General features: G+C 52.7%; 14 protein-coding genes and 2 pseudogenes. 8 read left to right on the forward strand and 8 right to left on the reverse strand.

The features are described from left to right. The first annotated feature begins 91 nt into the window (after nucleotides 1–91). From speFL to potE, 3 genes are all read left to right on the forward strand, one after another. Complete coding sequence (speFL, locus tag QMG90_RS14885; protein WP_006819052.1) at nucleotides 92–196, forward strand: leader peptide SpeFL; 105 nt, start codon at nucleotides 92–94, stop codon at nucleotides 194–196. A gap of 260 nt (nucleotides 197–456) precedes the next feature. Further along, nucleotides 457–2640 (forward strand): ornithine decarboxylase SpeF, encoded by a 2184-nt coding sequence (gene speF / locus QMG90_RS14890; RefSeq protein ID WP_283280401.1) that lies wholly within the window; start codon nucleotides 457–459, stop codon nucleotides 2638–2640. After that, a complete protein-coding gene (gene potE, locus QMG90_RS14895) occupies nucleotides 2634–3953 on the forward strand; it encodes a putrescine-ornithine antiporter (protein WP_283283976.1) in 1320 nt (439 codons plus the stop codon). Before speF ends, potE begins: the two co-directional genes overlap by 7 nt. Before the next feature lie 79 nt (nucleotides 3954–4032). Here potE and pgm read toward each other — a convergent pair whose 3' ends face one another. Together pgm and seqA are read right to left on the reverse strand one after the other, a co-directional pair. Next, nucleotides 4033–5673 (reverse strand): phosphoglucomutase (alpha-D-glucose-1,6-bisphosphate-dependent), encoded by a 1641-nt coding sequence (gene pgm, locus QMG90_RS14900; protein ID WP_283280404.1) that lies wholly within the window; start codon nucleotides 5671–5673, stop codon nucleotides 4033–4035. Between the two features lie 24 nt (nucleotides 5674–5697). Further along, a complete protein-coding gene (gene seqA, locus QMG90_RS14905; protein WP_283280405.1) occupies nucleotides 5698–6252 on the reverse strand; it encodes a replication initiation negative regulator SeqA in 555 nt (184 codons plus the stop codon). Nucleotides 6253–6435: 183 nt separating this feature from the next. On the opposite strand from seqA, the gene ybfF reads away from it, so the two are divergent. From ybfF to fur, 4 genes are all read left to right on the forward strand, one after another. Next, on the forward strand, nucleotides 6436–7203 hold the full coding sequence (ybfF, locus tag QMG90_RS14910; RefSeq protein ID WP_283280407.1) for an esterase: 768 nt from the start codon (nucleotides 6436–6438) through the stop codon (nucleotides 7201–7203). A gap of 133 nt (nucleotides 7204–7336) precedes the next feature. Continuing rightward, nucleotides 7337–7630, forward strand: a complete 294-nt coding sequence (gene ybfE, locus QMG90_RS14915) for a LexA regulated protein (protein WP_283280408.1) — start codon at nucleotides 7337–7339, stop codon at nucleotides 7628–7630. 150 nt (nucleotides 7631–7780) lie between these two features. Beyond that, nucleotides 7781–8311, forward strand: coding sequence for a flavodoxin FldA (fldA, locus tag QMG90_RS14920; protein WP_054179906.1), 531 nt, complete (start codon nucleotides 7781–7783; stop codon nucleotides 8309–8311). Between the two features lie 294 nt (nucleotides 8312–8605). Next, the gene (fur, locus tag QMG90_RS14925; protein WP_004885952.1) at nucleotides 8606–9058 is read left to right on the forward strand and encodes a ferric iron uptake transcriptional regulator; all 453 of its coding nucleotides are present in this window, start codon (nucleotides 8606–8608) and stop codon (nucleotides 9056–9058) included. A 105-nt stretch (nucleotides 9059–9163) separates the two neighbouring features. Here the strand turns inward: fur and QMG90_RS14930 are convergent, their stop codons facing one another. From QMG90_RS14930 to nagE, 6 genes and pseudogenes are all read right to left on the reverse strand, one after another. Beyond that, nucleotides 9164–9499: a ChiQ/YbfN family lipoprotein gene (locus QMG90_RS14930; RefSeq protein ID WP_283280410.1), complete on the reverse strand. Its 336-nt coding sequence runs from the start codon at nucleotides 9497–9499 to the stop codon at nucleotides 9164–9166. A 46-nt stretch (nucleotides 9500–9545) separates the two neighbouring features. Beyond that, nucleotides 9546–10001: pseudogene (locus QMG90_RS14935) on the reverse strand (OprD family outer membrane porin); the annotation flags it as partial. A 26-nt stretch (nucleotides 10002–10027) separates the two neighbouring features. Continuing rightward, a protein-coding gene (locus tag QMG90_RS14940) for an IS3-like element ISKpn8 family transposase (RefSeq protein ID WP_085949440.1) occupies nucleotides 10028–11397 on the reverse strand; the annotation gives its coding sequence in 2 pieces (ribosomal slippage) (nucleotides 10028–10917 and nucleotides 10917–11397; 1371 coding nt in all). Nucleotides 11398–11444: 47 nt separating this feature from the next. Next, nucleotides 11445–12404, reverse strand: a pseudogene (locus QMG90_RS14945) (OprD family outer membrane porin); the annotation flags it as partial. Nucleotides 12405–12824: 420 nt separating this feature from the next. Then, nucleotides 12825–14492, reverse strand: coding sequence for a glutamine--tRNA ligase (gene glnS / locus QMG90_RS14950; protein WP_283280412.1), 1668 nt, complete (start codon nucleotides 14490–14492; stop codon nucleotides 12825–12827). 184 nt (nucleotides 14493–14676) lie between these two features. Then, nucleotides 14677–16698, reverse strand: a complete 2022-nt coding sequence (nagE, locus tag QMG90_RS14955) for an N-acetylglucosamine-specific PTS transporter subunit IIBC (RefSeq protein WP_283280414.1) — start codon at nucleotides 16696–16698, stop codon at nucleotides 14677–14679. Between the two features lie 325 nt (nucleotides 16699–17023). Here nagE and nagB point away from each other — a divergent pair, with 325 nt between their 5' ends. After that, nucleotides 17024–17824: a glucosamine-6-phosphate deaminase gene (nagB, locus tag QMG90_RS14960; protein ID WP_283280416.1), complete on the forward strand. Its 801-nt coding sequence runs from the start codon at nucleotides 17024–17026 to the stop codon at nucleotides 17822–17824. The last annotated feature ends 40 nt before the right edge of the window (nucleotides 17825–17864 follow it).

Here is a 17864-nt window from a genome sequence, read left to right on the forward strand (position 1 = left end):
TGATCGATATTTATTGATCTTGTTCACAGAATAAGCCGCATTCCTGGATAAAATGGCTGTACCTTCAGTTAATCAGTGAAAGGTACATATCATGGAAAACAATAACCGAATGATGCCACACATAAGGCGGACAACACATATTATGATGTTTGCCCACCGCAACAGCTTTGATTTTCACTTCTTTAATGCCCGGTAGTCATCCGACTACGACGGGCGCTTCAGCATACAGGTCATCCTGAATCCTCGTTAATGCAGGCACACGCCTGTAGCTCATTGCGCTCATCTGAATAGATCCTTTATTTCCAGCAACCGGGCTGGCGGGATTTATTACATCTAAAAAAAAGCAACCTACTGATTTATTCATCAGCGGAGTGGTATTGCTTTTTTTCCGGAATAATCAGTTTCTCATTAGGGAAATTGAGGACCTGTTATTACCTGAAATTAAAGAGATTAAAAATGACTGAATTAAAAATCGCGGTTAGCCGTACTTGCCCTGACTGTTTTTCAACTCAGCGCAGCATTGTAAATACTTCTGAAACCGATTTTATTGACGTTGCCGCCGTTGTCCTCACTATCGAAGATGTTGAATGCGGGATGCTCGATAAATTAAATTCCACCGGCTATAACATTCCGGTATTTATTTCTATTAATAGAGACGAAGTAGTCCCGTCAGAATACCTGGCGCGCGTCCAGGGCGTATTCGAACACGACGAAACCCGCAATGAGTTCTATGGTCGTCAACTGGAAGCCGCGGCACTGAAATATGAAACTCAGTTGCGCCCGCCGTTCTTCCGTGCGCTGGTCGATTACGTGAAGCAAGGCAACAGCGCCTTTGATTGCCCTGGGCACCAGGGCGGTGAATTCTTCCGTCGTCACCCGGCCGGTAACCAGTTCGTGGAATTCTTCGGCGAAACCCTGTTCCGCTCTGACCTGTGCAACGCCGATGTCGCCATGGGCGACCTGCTGATTCACGAAGGCGCGCCGTGCACCGCACAGCAGCACGCGGCAAAAGTATTTAACGCCGATAAAACCTACTTCGTCCTGAACGGTACCTCCTCCTCAAACAAAGTGGTGCTGAATGCGCTGCTGACCCCAGGGGATCTGGTGTTGTTTGACCGTAACAACCACAAATCTAACCACCACGGCGCGCTGTTGCAGGCTGGTGCGACGCCGGTTTACCTGGAAACCGCACGTAACCCGTACGGCTTCATCGGCGGTATTGATGCGCACTGCTTCGAAGAAGAGTATCTGCGTAATCTGATAGGCGAAGTGGCGCCGAAACGTGCGCACGATGCCCGTCCGTTCCGCCTCGCCGTGATCCAGTTAGGCACCTACGACGGTACCATTTATAACGCCCGTCAGGTGGTGGATAAGATTGGTCACCTTTGCGACTACATCCTGTTTGACTCCGCGTGGGTTGGCTACGAGCAGTTCATTCCGATGATGGCGGATTGCTCCCCGCTGCTGCTGGATCTGAACGAAAACGATCCGGGTATCCTGGTGACGCAGTCCGTTCACAAGCAACAAGCCGGTTTCTCGCAGACGTCGCAAATCCATAAAAAAGACAGCCATATCAAAGGCCAGTCCCGCTACGTTCCGCATAAGCGTCTTAACAACGCCTTTATGATGCATGCCTCCACCAGCCCGTTCTACCCGCTGTTTGCGGCCCTGGATATCAACGCCAAAATGCACGAAGGCGAAAGCGGCCGTAACATGTGGATGGACTGCGTGGTCAATGGCGTCAATGCCCGTAAGATGATCCTCGACAGCTGCAAACATATTCGCCCGTTTGTGCCGACGATGGTCGACGGTAAACCGTGGCAGTCTTACGATGCCGCTACCATTTCCAGCGATCTGCGTTTCTTCCAGTTTGGTCCTGGCGAACGCTGGCATGCCTTTGAGGGTTATGCCGCAAATCAGTACTTCGTTGATCCATGTAAACTGCTGCTCACTACCCCTGGCATCAATACCGCCAGCGGCGAATATGAGTCGTTTGGCGTTCCGGCGACCATTCTTGCCAACTTCCTGCGTGAAAATGGCGTGATCCCGGAAAAATGCGACCTCAACTCCATCCTGTTCCTGCTGACTCCGGCTGAAGATATGGCCAAGTTGCAGCAACTGGTTGCGCATCTGGTGCGTTTCGAACAACTGCTCGAATCCGATGCGCCGCTGAAGGATGTTCTGCCGTCCATCTACAATCAACATAAAGAGCGTTATGCCGGGTATACCCTACGCCAGCTGTGTCAGGAGATGCACAACCTGTACGCTCGTCACAACGTTAAGCAGCTACAAAAAGAGATGTTCCGTAAATCACACTTCCCGCGCGTCAGCATGAATCCGCAGGATGCCAACTACGCCTATCTTCGTGGCGAAGTTGACCTCGTGCCGCTGCCGCAAGCCGAAGGACGCATTGCCGCTGAAGGCGCACTTCCTTACCCGCCAGGCGTGCTGTGTGTAGTCCCGGGCGAAATCTGGGGTGGTGCCGTTCTGCAGTATTTCACAGCACTGGAAGAAGGTATCAACCTGCTGCCTGGTTTCGCGCCAGAGCTGCAAGGGGTCTATATCCAGGAACATGAAGGTCGCAAAGAAGTGTGGTGCTACGTCATCACGCCTCGCGACACCAAAGGGGAAAAATTATGAGTGGTAAATCCAATAAGATGGGCGTTGTACAGCTCACCATCCTGACGATAGTGAACATGATGGGCTCCGGCATCATCATGTTGCCCACCAAACTGGCGGAAGTGGGGACTATCTCCATTATCTCCTGGCTGGTCACTGCGGTAGGATCGACGGCGCTGGCGTACGCTTTCGCCAAATGCGGGATGTTCAGCCGCAAATCAGGCGGGATGGGCGGTTATGCCGAATATGCTTTCGGTAAATCCGGTAACTTCATGGCGAACTACACCTACGGCGTATCACTGCTGATCGCCAACGTGGCTATCGCCATCTCCGCAGTCGGCTACGGCACCGAGTTGATCGGTGCCACCCTGTCGCCGGTACAGATTGCACTGGCTACCATCGGGGTGCTGTGGCTGTGCACTGTCGCTAACTTCGGCGGCGCACGTATCACCGGTCAGATCAGTAGCGTGACCGTGTGGGGGGTTATCATCCCGGTGGTGGGTCTGTGCGTTATCGGCTGGTTCTGGTTCAGCCCGACCCTGTACGCCAACTCCTGGAACCCGCATAACGTGCCGTTCTTCAGCGCAGTAGGCTCATCCATCGCCATGACGCTGTGGGCCTTCCTCGGTCTGGAATCTGCCTGCGCCAACATGGATGTGGTGGAAAACCCGGAACGTAACGTGCCGATCGCCGTACTGGGCGGTACGCTGGGTGCGGCGGTGATTTACATCGTCTCCACCAACGTGATTGCCGGTATCGTGCCGAACATGGATCTGGCGAACTCTACCGCGCCGTTCGGTCTGGCGTTTGCGCAGATGTTCACTCCGGAAGTCGGTAAAGTGATCATGGCGCTGATGGTGATGTCCTGCTGCGGCTCGCTGCTCGGCTGGCAGTTCACTATCGCACAGGTCTTTAAATCTTCTGCAGATGAAGGTTATTTCCCGAAAGTCTTCTCCCATGTCTCTAAAGCGAATGCACCGCTGAAGGGGATGCTAACCATCGTGATCCTGCAGTCGGTTCTGTCACTGATGACCATTAGTCCGTCGCTGAACAGCCAGTTCAACGTACTGGTTAACCTGGCGGTGGTGACCAACATCATTCCTTACATTCTGTCGATGGCCGCGCTGGTCATTATTCAGAAAGTGGCGAATGTGGATGCAGGCAAAGCCCGTGTCGCGAACGTGGTGGCGTTCGTCGGTGCCCTGTACAGCTTCTACGCGCTCTACTCCTCAGGGGAAGAAGCGATGCTGTGGGGCGCGCTGGCGACCTTCCTCGGCTGGACGCTGTACGGTCTGGTATCACCGCGCTTCGAACTTAAAAACAAACACAGTTAATCTGTTCTCCCGGCAGCGGCTATGCCCGCTGCCGCCATCACGTAATGTAAAACAGGCTCCTTGCGGAGCCTGTTCTTTTTTACGCGTTTTTCAGCACTTCGCTGACAATTTCTACCGCTTCTTTCTCAATTTTGCGGCGATGTTCTTCGCCAAGGAAACTTTCGCAATAGATTTTGTAGGCATCTTCCGTGCCAGACGGACGCGCAGCAAACCAGCCGTTGTCAGTCATCACTTTCAGACCGCCGATGGACGCCCCGTTGCCCGGAGCTGCCGTCAGGCGGGCGGTGATCGGGTCACCGGCCAGCGTGCTGGCGCTCACCATTTCCGGCGACAGCTTAGACAGGGCCGCTTTCTGCGCGGATGTCGCCGCCGCCTGCAGACGGTTGTAGCTCGGCGCGCCAAAGCGCTGGGCCAGCTCATCATAATGCTGCTGCGGGTTCTTACCGGTGACCGCGGTAATTTCAGCCGCCAGCAGGCACATGATGATGCCGTCTTTATCCGTCGACCATGGCGTACCGTCGAAACGCAGGAAAGAAGCCCCTGCGCTCTCTTCGCCACCGAAGCCGAAGCTGCCGTCGAACAGACCATCAACGAACCATTTGAAGCCTACCGGCACTTCCACCAGCTTGCGGCCCAGGTCGTTAACCACACGGTCAATCATTGCGGAAGAGACCAGCGTCTTACCGACCGCCACGTCTTTGCCCCACTGCGGACGATTCCGGAACAGGTAATTGATTGCTACCGCCAGGTAATGGTTCGGGTTCATCAGCCCTGCCGGGGTGACGATGCCGTGACGGTCGTAATCCGGATCATTGGCAAACGCCAGGTCAAACTTGTCGCGCAGCGCCAACAGGCCCGCCATCGCGCACTCGGAAGAGCAGTCCATACGGATAGCGCCGTCTTTGTCGAGATGCATAAAGCGGAAGGTCTGATCGACCTGATCGTTCACGATGGTGAGATCAAGTTTGTAGAATTCAGCAATGCGTTTCCAGTATTCGATCCCGGAGCCGCCGAGCGGATCAACGCCCAGTTTCAGGCCCGCTTTCTGGATAGCCGCCATATCGACGATATCCGCGAGGCCCTCAACAAACGGCTGCACCAGATCCAGCGCCTTCACGCGGCCGCTTTTCCAGGCGTCATCCAGCGTGATGCGTTTAACGTCTTTCAGACCGTTCGCCAGCAACTGGTTCGCGCGGTCTTCAACCACTTTGGTGACGTTAGTGTCCGCTGGGCCGCCATTGGGCGGGTTGTACTTGATGCCGCCGTCTTCCGGCGGGTTATGCGATGGCGTAATCACAATACCATCCGCCAGCGCGCCGCCTTTTTTGTTGTGAACCAGAATGGCGTTTGAAACGGCAGGCGTCGGCGTAAAGCCGTTCTCTTCCTGCACGATGATATCAACGCCGTTGGCGGCCAGTACTTCAAGCACAGAAATGAACGCCGGTTCCGACAGCGCGTGAGTATCCTTGCCCACGAAGCACGGTCCGGTGATGCCGTTTTTGGCGCGGTCTTCAGCGATAGCCTGGGCAATCGCCAGAATATGCTGTTCGTTAAAGCTGTGACGTTCGGCGCTGCCACGGTGACCGGACGTACCGAATTTCACCGCATGTTCAACATTATTGACATCCGGTTTCAGCACATAGTACTGAGACGTCAGCTGAGCGACGTTAATCAAATCACTTTGTTGTGCAGGCTGACCTGCACGCGGATGGTTTGCCATTGCCTGGTCCTTCTTATGCAAGGGTTAAATTGTGCCGCAAACCTTTTCAATCAATTCCGCGGGGAACTGCATTGACTGCATGATGTGCTCGATCATGCTGCATTTACGGCCCGTATTCGTGTTGGTTATCACCCAGTATGGCGTATCAGGCACCTGTTTGGGCTTTGTTTGATTGCCATTTTTCAGCAGCGTTTGCTCGTCCGCCGCGAAATAAACCCGGGTACGACCGTGGAGCGATTCCGTCGCATCGGCAAACGCGCTGTTGTCCAGTTTCCAGAGCGTGGAGAGCACCAGCATAAAGCGGTTTACCGCTTTCTTTTGTTCTGCGTATTCATCAGAAAGCAGCAGTTCACGCATAGCGCGAACGTTGTCTTTCTTCGGGTTGGCAGATTTAGCGTCGGTGACCGGCGCCTGAGCGATTGCGGGTGCTGAAACCGTGCGGGTGGCCGGAGCAGCGGTTTGCGTTACGGCGGAAAACTTGAGCATACGCCGTAAAATGTCGGATGCGGTCTCGCCAATGTGCTGCGTGTGGCTGGCAATATAGCGATAGAGTTCGTCATCAACTTCGATCGTTTTCATCTTAATCCAGTGATATATCTTTTCTGAATACAAGTCGTTGGGATTATAAGTACAAAACCCAACCGCGGATAGCGTCAAACCAGGATGGCGGCAAAATCCAGATTAGTTCCTGGTCTTGCGGCCGGGCGGCAGAATGTTCACCATGATACCCTAACCCGACAGAGCGAAATAAAGAACTTTACTATGATTTTGAATACCCGAGCGCAAACTGCACAAAACCTGCACAAGAATTCTCCCATCCTTCTGGTACATGGTCTGTTCGGCAGTCTCGACAACCTCGGCGTGCTGGCACGCGATCTGGTGAGCGACCACGATGTTTACCAGGTCGATATGCGTAACCACGGCCTGTCGCCGCGTTCAGCGGTCATGAATTACCCGGCAATGGCGCAGGATCTGCTCGACACGCTGGACGAATACCACCTGGAAAAGGCGATTGTCGTTGGTCACTCTATGGGCGGTAAAGCCGCGATGGCGCTGACCGCGCTGGCCCCGTCACGTGTGGAAAAACTGGTCGCCATTGATATTGCGCCGGTGGATTATCAGGTGCGCCGCCATGATGCGATCTTCGCGGCTATTAATGCCGTTACCGATGCCGGCGCCACGACCCGTCAGCAGGCGGCCAGCGTTATGCGTGAACAATTAAAAGAAGAAGGCGTGATTCAGTTTCTGCTGAAGTCCTTCATTGATGGCCAGTGGCGGTTTAACGTGCCGGTGCTGTGGGAGCAGTATCCACATATCGTCGGCTGGGAAACCATCCCGGCGTGGAACCACCCTGCCCTGTTCATTCCTGGCGGCAATTCGCCGTACGTCACCGAAGCGTACCGCGACGCCTTGCTCTCCCAGTTCCCGCAGGCGCGGGCGCATGTGATTGCCGGTGCCGGACATTGGGTGCATGCGGAAAAACCTGATGCGGTGCTGCGCGCCATTCGCCGCTACCTTGCCGACGCCTGAATGCTTAAAAACTCAGCGACCGCGCGCCAGAATGGCTGCGGTCGTTGGCGTGGGGGTTTCGCTGATGTATGATGGCGCGCTATCCATCCGGGCAATGGCCTGGTTGTTTGTTTCCCCGAAGTCACTCTGAATCATGGCAAAAGAACAAACGGACCGTACGACATTAGATTTGTTCGCAAATGAGCGTCGCCCGGGAAGACCGAAAACCAATCCGCTCTCGCGTGACGAACAGTTACGCATCAATAAGCGCAATCAGCTCAAACGCGATAAAGTTCGCGGTCTGAAGCGTGTTGAGCTCAAGCTCAACAACGATGCCGTGGACGCGTTAAATGAACTGGCCGATGCCCGCAATATGAGCCGCAGCGAACTCATCGAAGAGATCCTGTTGAGCCAGCTTGCCAGCCTGCATCGCCAGGAAAACCGCTGAAAAAGCGCAAAAAACACATTTTCATGTAGCAGAGAGTGCAGTCCGGCATGATTGCTGTTTCCGTGCACTTCTCTGTTCTGCTATGATTGCCCTTATCTGTGGGCAATATGCCACCACCATATCATTTAGTTTCAAGAGGTTATTTTACTCATGGCAATCGTAGGCATCTTTTTCGGCAGCGACACCGGTAATACCGAAAATATCGCGAAAATGATTCAAAAACAGCTTGGTAAAGACGTTGCCGACGTGCATGACATTGCAAAAAGCAGCAAAGAAGATATCGAAGCGTTCGATCTCCTGCTGTTGGGCATTCCGACCTGGTACTACGGTGAAGCACAGTGCGACTGGGACGACTTTTTCCCGTCGCTGGAAGAGATAGACTTTACCGGGAAACTGGTAGCCCTGTTTGGCTGTGGCGACCAGGAAGACTATGCTGAATACTTCTGCGACGCGCTGGGAACCATCCGCGACATCATCGAACCGCGCGGCGCGATCATTGTCGGTCACTGGCCGACAGCGGGTTATCACTTCGAAGCCTCTAAAGGGCTGGCGGATGACGACCACTTTGTCGGTCTGGCAATTGACGAAGATCGTCAACCGGAACTGACTGCTGAGCGCGTTGAAAAGTGGGTCAAACAGGTTGCCGAAGAACTTAATCTGGAAGCCATTAAAAACGCATAAGGCGTGAGCGGTGCGATGAATAAATCGCACCGTATTAATAGATAAAAGCAATCAAATTTATCGCTACAAATTTTTAACTTTTAAGCGCATGCCTGTACAATGACAGCTGATTTAACGAGGTTCGTTCATTAGCTTTGCTGGTAGTGCCTCGTTTTTGAAAGCATAGTATGCCAGGCGCTTGCAGTTTTCATTTATACATGGCAGTTCTATAATTGAGACGCATTCTACCGGGCGCATTCTCTGTGAGACTTCCACTTCAGGAAGTGAATCGTTTAGCAACAGGACAGATTCCGCATGACTGACAACAATACCGCATTAAAGAAGGCCGGCCTGAAAGTCACGCTTCCACGGTTAAAGATTCTGGAAGTACTCCAGGAGCCGGATAACCACCATGTCAGTGCGGAAGATCTATACAAGCGTCTGATTGACATGGGTGAAGAGATTGGGCTGGCAACGGTCTATCGCGTGCTCAACCAGTTTGATGACGCCGGTATCGTAACCCGCCACAATTTTGAAGGCGGCAAATCGGTTTTTGAACTGACGCAGCAGCACCACCACGATCATCTGATCTGCCTGGATTGCGGCAAAGTGATCGAGTTCAGCGATGACTCTATCGAAGCGCGTCAGCGTGAAATTGCCTCACGCCATGGCATCCGCCTGACCAACCACAGCCTGTACCTGTATGGTCACTGCGCTGAAGGCGATTGCCGCGAAGATGAACACGCGCACGACGCCGTGGAAAAATAATCTTCAGCTACCCCAGAAGCCAGCCTCCGGGCTGGCTTTTTTATTGCCGTTTTTCAGCCAAATAAAAAGACCCGCAGCGCGGGCCTCTCTTCACCATCGAAACGGTTATGGTTTGTTGTTGCTGCGGATTTCCTGCCAGATGCGATCGCAGTTGGCCTTGACCGCCTGGTCGTTGCCGGTACGGGTCGCCTGAATGCACTGCTGATAATCCAGCGTACGCACGGTTTCCTGCGTGGCGAACTGCTCGTGCGCTTTCTCTTTTTTCAGCACGTTCAGCACGCTCTGGCAGGCTTCGAGTTTATCCGGGTTGCCTTCCGCCGTGTTAATGCAGGCGCTGTAAGCCTCTTTCAGGCGGCTGTCTTCCTTCGGCGCTGGCGTCGTCGGCTGTGCACACGCAACCAGCCCCGATGCCATGATAGCGATAAGAATGAGTTTCTTCATTATGTCGTCCTTATGTCAGGAGCGGGTTGCCCCGCCCCTGCTGGCATCAGAAAATAGTGAACGGTGCGATGACGATAAATTTCACGTCGCGCTCATCCTGGAAGATGTTGCCGTAACCGCCACCCCAGCTCGGGATATCGGAGTGGTTGTCGTACTGTGTGAAGTGAAGTTTGAGCATCGTGCCTTTGGCACGGCCTTCCTGCACGGTGTACATCGCGTCCAGGCTGTAGGCAGATTCTTTGATTTTGTTGGAAGCCATGTCTTCACGCTGGCCCGCACCGTTGATAAACCAGTCAGACGGTTTCGCATCCCATGCATAGACGTAAGAAGCACCGACCGCCCAGCCAGGCAGATCCCAGTTTTTCAGGTCATACATCGCGCCGAAGAAGACCGCTTTTTCACCGTTGGCGTTGAAGTCTGAGCGGTTATCCCACCAGATATCCAGACGACCATTAGAGGAGGCGTAGGTCGGCGTCATACGCTGCAGGAAGTAGCCCTGCTGTGTACTGACCCCAAAAAGTTGGACAGTTAAACACGAGGCACATAGGTCTGGGTTCGATATTCAATTGGACTCAGACCTTTTAATTTCAGGCTAATTCTTCTGCTGTTGTAGTAGTCAATATATTCCGTAACAGCATCCTTCAGTTCGCTTATATTACTGAACTCGTCAAGATAAAAACACTCCGACTTTAAGGTTCCAAAGAAACATTCCACGACTGCATTATCCAGACAATTGCCTTTTCTGGACATGCTCTGTGTAATGCCTTGTTCTTTAAGGATGTTTTGATACCTTCTCATACGATACTGCCATCCCTGGTCAGAGTGCAGAATAGGATGCTCGTGAGGCTTAAGCTTTTTGAATGCCTGATCGAGCATATTCTCGACCATGTTCATCACAGGTCTTTCCGACAGGCTGTAAGAAATAACTTCGTTGTTGAAGAGATCTATTACTGGAGACAAATACAGCTTTCGCCCATTGACTGCAAATTCAGTAACGTCGGTAACCCACTTCTCGTTTGGCCGTGTAGCCTTGAAATCCCTTTGGAGAACATTGGGGGCGGTTTGCCCTACCTCTCCTCTGTAGGAGCTGTATCGCTTGACCTTAATCGCTGCCTTAAGCGAGAGGGTTCCCATCAGGCGCTGAACGGCTTTATGGTTAATCCGTTCCCCGTCTCGATGGAGAGACAACGTTACCCTACGGTATCCGTAACGACCTTTATTCTCGTGATAAATCTCACCAATACGCTTTTTAACATCCGCATACTTATCAGGCTTGCTGAGAGCCTTTAGATGGTAATAAAACGTACTGCGCGGTATCTCCGCTGCCTTGAGAAGCTCATCAAGAGGGTAAAACTGCCTTAGCTCGTTGAGTACTTTCACTTTTTCGCGGGATGAGCTAAGGCTTTCAGCTTTTTTAGATACGTAAGCCGCATTTCAAGGAATCGAACTTGTCTTTCAAGATCCTCAATACGTCGGTCTTTCGACAGCTCCAATGCTAACGCCGCTTTTTCTGGATCAACTGACATTGTAATGTTTCTTTTGGTGCCGATCTTGAGTGCGCGTAAACCAGCTTCTCCGTGCTCCTCATAGACTTTCAGCCACTTGGCTACAGAACCACTACCAGCAAGCATAAAGTGAGCAGCAGCCTGATTGAGGGACATCTGCTGCTCGGTCACGGCTTTCACGACCTTAATGCGCAACTCTGGATCAGCACTAACGCCTTTAGGTTTGGGAATTAAACCTTTTTCTCCATGTTTTTCATAGAGGGCAACCCACGTCCTGACCTGGGTTCGAGGCACACCAAAACGTGCAGAGATGATCCTGTAACCATCATCAGTTGTGAAGTAGTGATTCACGACTTCAAGGCGCTTTTCGAAGGGGTATTTTGGCTTTGACATATCAGGGACTATTCCATTTCATCGTCCAACAAAATGGGTGCAGTACACTGGCCTTCCGCACGTACCCAGGTGCCTTCCAGTCGCAGGTCAACCACATCCGCCACTTTGTAGCCGAAGGTCAGCGCCTGTAACCATGCGGTGCCATCGTAGATATCGTTGATGGTATTATTGTCCGCTTTGTCGCGAGCGCCATAGAACTGATAGCTGGTGGAGAGCGGAGAACCGGCGACATCAAATTTGTAACTGGCTTTCGCGAAGTACTGGTCGACAAACCCTTCAGACTGACCAAACGCCGCTTCCAGCACCAGGTCGTTTTTGAAATCGTATTTGGCACCGAGAGAGTGCAGGTAATCGACTTTGGTTTTCTTGTCGTTCTGGTAGAACTTGTCGGTTTCAATATGCCACGGCGCTTTATACTCGTTGGTCCACATGTAGGAGAAGCTCAACGCGCCCGCATCGCCATAATCAAAGTTCGCCCCGGCCTCCGCACCCTGGTAAGTACCCGGCATGAAGCTCCAGTGCGGCGCTAACAGGGTTTGCCCGGTCGGCTGAATGTAACCCGCACGCGCCCATACCGGGCCATATTTGAATTTTGCTGCCGCTTTGTAGAGGCTGATCCCGCTCTTATCACCGGAGTAGTCTTCGTCATAACCCTTGTTGATCGAGGAGAACGCGATTTCGTTCGGGTGGCCACTTTCAGCAGATTCGGCCATTTCGATAGCGGTAAAGGCGGCAATATCCAGACCGAACATGTCGGCGGCATAGCCAGACTGGAAGTCCAGATTGGCGTTCCAGGTGGAGTGAGAAAGGTTGGTTTTGTATTTGTCGCCGTCGGTCACGTCTTTACGGTCACGCTCACGCTGCCAGTAATAGATGCCGCCGGTTAAAGTTGAATCATCGATGAAGCCTGCTGCACTGGCCTGCGGAACCGCAACCCAGCCCGATAATGCGGTGACGCCTGCAATAGCCAGCGCCAGCGTACTACGTTTGCCACTGAACGTACGCATGTGTATATCCTCTTTGACTTTTAAAAACGCCGCTCAAAAGGCGAACAGCGATAAAAATAAAAATGTGAAAAAGTAGTCGGGAAAATTCCCGTGCATCTACTGATGTGTAGACTATTTTTCGCGACGCGAATTATCAATCACTTTATGGCACGAAATGACAAGATTATGACAAAGCGCACATAATTGATTGCACTTTGTAACAAAGAGCATCGCCTGCGGAATTTGACAGAAATCGCTACGGATTCAGGAAAATGCGTTTATCAGAAGATGAGATTTAAGATTTTATTATTAAATCAGGTTTGAAAAAGAGTGTTTGCAAATAGTATTAATTCGCATCGCGAATGTTAATAAAGTGTAACGCCATGATTGGTAAGCGAAAAAAAACGCCGCGCTAAGCGGCGTCTTTACTGGAATGACGAATTACTCGCCGATTTTCGCCCAGGTGTCGCGCAGACCGACAGTGCGGTTAAACACCAGTTTGTCCGCGGTTGCGTAACGGCTGTCGAGGCAGAAATAGCCTTCACGTTCAAACTGGAACGCTTTACCCACTTCTGCGACCTTCAGACCTGGCTCAACGAAACCATTTTTGATCACCAGCGATTGCGGGTTAATCGTCGCGAGGAAGTCATCTGCCGCGCCCGGGTTTGGCACGCTGAACAGGCGATCATACAGACGAATCTCCACCGGCAGCGCATGCGCCGCGCTGACCCAGTGGATCACGCCTTTGACTTTACGGCCATCAGCCGGATCTTTGCTCAGCGTATCTGCATCGTAGGTGCAGAAAATGGTGGTGATATTGCCTTCGGCATCTTTCTCAACGCGCTCTGCCTTGATGACGTACGCATTACGCAGACGCACCTCTTTACCGAGCACCAGGCGCTTGTACTGCTTGTTGGCTTCTTCACGGAAGTCAGCACGGTCGATCCAGATTTCACCGCTGAACGGCACCTCACGGCTGCCCATTTCCGGTTTATTCGGATGGTTCGCCATAGTGACCATTTCGCTTTCGCCCTGCGGGTAGTTTTCGATAACCAGTTTCACCGGATCAATTACCGCCATCGCGCGTGGGGCGTTTTCGTTGAGATCTTCACGAATGCAGGATTCCAGCGAGGCGATCTCGATGGTGTTGTCCTGTTTGGTCACGCCGATTCGCTTGCAGAACTCACGAATCGACGCCGGGGTGTAACCACGACGACGCAGACCGGAGATGGTCGGCATCCGCGGGTCATCCCAGCCTTCTACGTGCTTGTCAGTCACCAGCAGGTTCAGCTTACGCTTGGACATGACGGTATACTCCAGGTTCAGACGAGAGAACTCGTACTGACGCGGATGAACCGGGATTGTGATGTTATCCAGCACCCAGTCGTACAGACGGCGGTTGTCCTGGAATTCCAGCGTACACAGCGAGTGAGTAATGCCTTCCAGCGCATCGCTGATGCAGTGGGTGAAGTCATACATCGGGTAGATGCACCACTTGCTGCCGGTCTGGTGGTGATCAGCAAATTTAATGCGATACAGCACTGGATCACGCATGACGATGAACGGCGACGCCATGTCGATCTTCGCACGCAGACAGGCTTTACCCTCTTCAAAACCACCAGCACGCATTTTTTCGAACAGCGCCAGGTTTTCTTCAACGCTGCGATCGCGGTACGGGCTGTTTTTACCCGGCTGGGTCAGCGTGCCTCGGTACTCACGAATTTCATCCGCAGAGAGTTCGTCAACATAAGCGAGGCCTTTGTTGATAAGCTCAACCGCATAGTGGTGCAGTTGATCGAAATAATCCGACGAATAGCAGACTTTGCCTGCCCAGTGGAAACCTAACCATTGCACGTCATTCTGAATAGACTCGACGTATTCGATGTCTTCTTTTACCGGGTTGGTGTCATCGAAACGCAGGTTGCACAGCCCGTTGTAGTCCTGGGCGATGCCAAAGTTCAGGCAGATAGACTTCGCATGACCGATGTGCAGATAGCCGTTCGGTTCAGGCGGAAAACGCGTGTGGATCGTGGTGTGCTTACCACTGGCCAGATCCTCATCAATGATCTGACGAATAAAGTTTGTCGGGCGGGCTTCAGCCTCACTCATCGTGGGTTCCTCAAGGCGTAAACAACGTATAACGGCATATGATCTTATAAGCCAGTCGAAGAGACAACCATTAGTTGCGGAAATTACCTCTCTGAAGAACTATCTGGGGGCTGATTGCTGCAAAAAAAAGCGGCGGAGGAGATCCCCCGCCGCTTAAGGCATGCAGTTGCTTGCTCAGGAGCGATTACTTGCCTTTAATCTCATACAGCGCGGTTTCGCCTGCAACAACGTGACCCTGCGCCTTAATGACCAGGCCGCTGAAGTCGTCGATGTTGCTGCAAACCACCGGGCTAATCATCGAGCGCGCGTTGGCGTTCAGGAAGTCCAGGTCCATCTCAAGGATGGGCTGACCTGCTGTCACTTCCGCACCCTCTTCCACCAGACGCTTAAAGCCTTCACCGTTCAGCGCGACAGTATCGATACCCATGTGGACAACGATTTCCGCGCCTTTGTCAGTTTCCAGGCAGAAAGCATGGTTGGTGTTGAAGATTTTCACGATCGTGCCCGCTGCCGGAGAAACGACAACACTTTCCGTCGGTTTCACCGCCACGCCGTCACCGACCGCTTTGCTGGCGAAGGCTTCATCAGGCACCTGATCCAGCGCCACCACGTCACCGGTTACTGGAGAAACCAGTGCGGCGATGGTAACCGCGTTCGGCACCGCCTGCGGTTTTGCCGCCGCCTGTGCTGGCGCTGCTGCCGGAGCTGCTTCTACCGCCGCGACAGGGCCGGTGGTGTGCATCGCGTTAGCAATTTTCTCAGCCACAAAGCCAACGATGATCTGCACGCTGGTTTTGTTCAGACGGATAACACCGGTTGCGCCCAGGCGTTTAGCCAGTGCTTCGTTCACCAGGCTTGAGTCTTTCACGGACAGACGCAGACGGGTGATACAGGCATCGATACCAGTCAGGTTGTCAGAACCACCGACAGCGGCGATGTACTGACGTGCCAGACCTGCGACATCCTGATCTTTACCACTGCTCAGATTCACGTCCTGACCATCCGCTTCGCTGCCAGCAACCGCCAGTTCGCGACCCGGAGTCATCAGGTTGAATTTGGTGATGGTGAAGCGGAACACCAGGTAGTAGATCACGAAGAACACCAGGCCCTGCGGGATCAACATGTACCACTGGGTTGCCAGCGGGTTACGCGAAGACAGCACCATATCCACCAGACCGGCGCTGAAGCCAAAGCCCGCAATCCAGTGCATGCTCGCCGCGATGAACACGGAGATACCGGTCAGGATGGCGTGGATGACATACAGCACAGGCGCAACGAACATGAAGGAGAATTCCAGCGGTTCGGTGATACCAGTGAAGAAGGCCGCGAAGGCGCCCGCCATCATGATACCCAGTACTTTCGCTTTGTTTTCCGGACGTGCGCAATGGTAGATAGCCAGTGCTGCACCTGGCAGACCGAACATCATGATCGGGAAGAAGCCCGCCTGATAACGACCGGTGATACCGACAACCGCTTTACCTGCTTCGATGGACTGTGCACCACCCAGGAAGTTAGGAATGTCGTTAATACCCGCAACGTCGAACCAGAATACGGAGTTCAGCGCGTGGTGCAGACCTACCGGGATCAGCAAACGGTTGAAGAAGGCGTACACGCCCGCACCGATGGAGCCCAGTTTCTGGATGTGCTCACCAAAGTTCACCAGACCGTCGAAGATCACCGGCCAGATGTACATCATGATGAACGCCACCACGATCATGACGAAAGAGGTGAGGATCGGCACCAGACGACGACCGCTGAAGAAGGAGAGCGCTTTTGGCAGCTCTACGCTTGAGAAGCGGTTGTACAGTTCAGCGGAGATGATACCCACCAGGATACCGACGAACTGGTTGCTGATTTTACCAAACGCCGCCGGAACCTGGTCCGCCGGGATTTTTTGGATCATCGACACGGCAGCTGGCGAGCAGAGTGTCGTTAAAACGAGGAAACCGACGAAGCCGGTGAGTGCTGCTGCACCGTCTTTATCTTTGGACATACCGTAAGCCACACCGATGGCGAACAGTACGGACATGTTGTCGATAATAGCAGAGCCGGATTTGATGAAGAACGCCGCCAGCGCGTTCTCACCACCCCAGCCTACCGGGTCGATCCAATAGCCGACACCCATCAGGATGGCTGCGGCCGGCAGCGTGGCCACTGGCACCATCAGTGCGCGGCCTACTTTTTGTAAATAACCTAGAATACTCACTTTCTTCCCCCTATGAGACCCCGTTCAGACTCATTCAAAGCCGTTTTTTTATTGTGTAACAAACCTTGAAGCGTGGCGATTTATCACCTACGTTCAGAGTGTGTGGAAAATTAATTCGTCTCGCAAATTAAACACCCGCTTTTTGTGATTATAATCACCAAATATCGTAATAACCCCTCCCATTCGCTGGCTAACAGCCAAAACTTATTTTATCATTCAAAAAATCAAGACGGATTGTCCCCTTTCGCTGGCAAACCAGGTTACCCTTAACAGAGTATCGGTACCAATCCGCCAACGCTTTAAATTAACATTATTGAGGTGAACAATGAGACTGATCCCCCTGGCGACTGCTGAACAAGTAGGTAAATGGGCCGCACGTCATATCGTCAATCGTATCAATGCCTTCAAACCTACTGCTGATCGCCCGTTTGTACTCGGCCTCCCGACCGGCGGCACGCCGCTTACCGCGTACAAAGCGCTGGTTGAGATGCATAAAGCAGGCCAGATTAGCTTTAAGCACGTTGTCACCTTCAACATGGACGAATACGTTGGTCTGCCGAAGGAACACCCGGAAAGCTACCACAGCTTTATGCACCGCAACTTCTTCGATCATGTTGATATCCCGGCAGAAAACATCAACCTGCTGAATGGTAACGCGCCGGACATCGATGCGGAATGCCGTCAGTACGAAGAAAAAATCCGTTCCTACGGTAAAATTCATCTGTTTATGGGCGGCGTAGGTAACGACGGCCATATCGCGTTCAACGAACCGGCCTCTTCTCTGGCCTCCCGCACCCGTATTAAAACCCTGACCCATGACACTCGCGTGGCAAACTCCCGTTTCTTCGACGGTGATGTCAACCTGGTGCCGAAATATGCACTGACCGTTGGCGTGGGTACCCTGCTGGATGCGGAAGAAGTGATGATTCTGGTGCTGGGTTCTCAGAAAGCCCAGGCACTGCAGGCGGCCGTGGAAGGAAACGTCAATCACATGTGGACCATTAGCTGTCTGCAACTGCACCCGAAAGCGGTCATGGTTTGCGACGAACCGTCCACCATGGAGCTGAAAGTGAAAACGTTAAAATACTTCAACGAGTTAGAAGCAGAAAACGTTAAAGGTCTTTGATTCAATACCGTCTCTCCTGAGGGGGAGACGGTCGTATTTT

The sequence above is a fragment of the Trabulsiella odontotermitis genome (genome assembly GCF_030053895.1).
GTDB lineage: Bacteria > Pseudomonadota > Gammaproteobacteria > Enterobacterales > Enterobacteriaceae > Trabulsiella > Trabulsiella odontotermitis_C.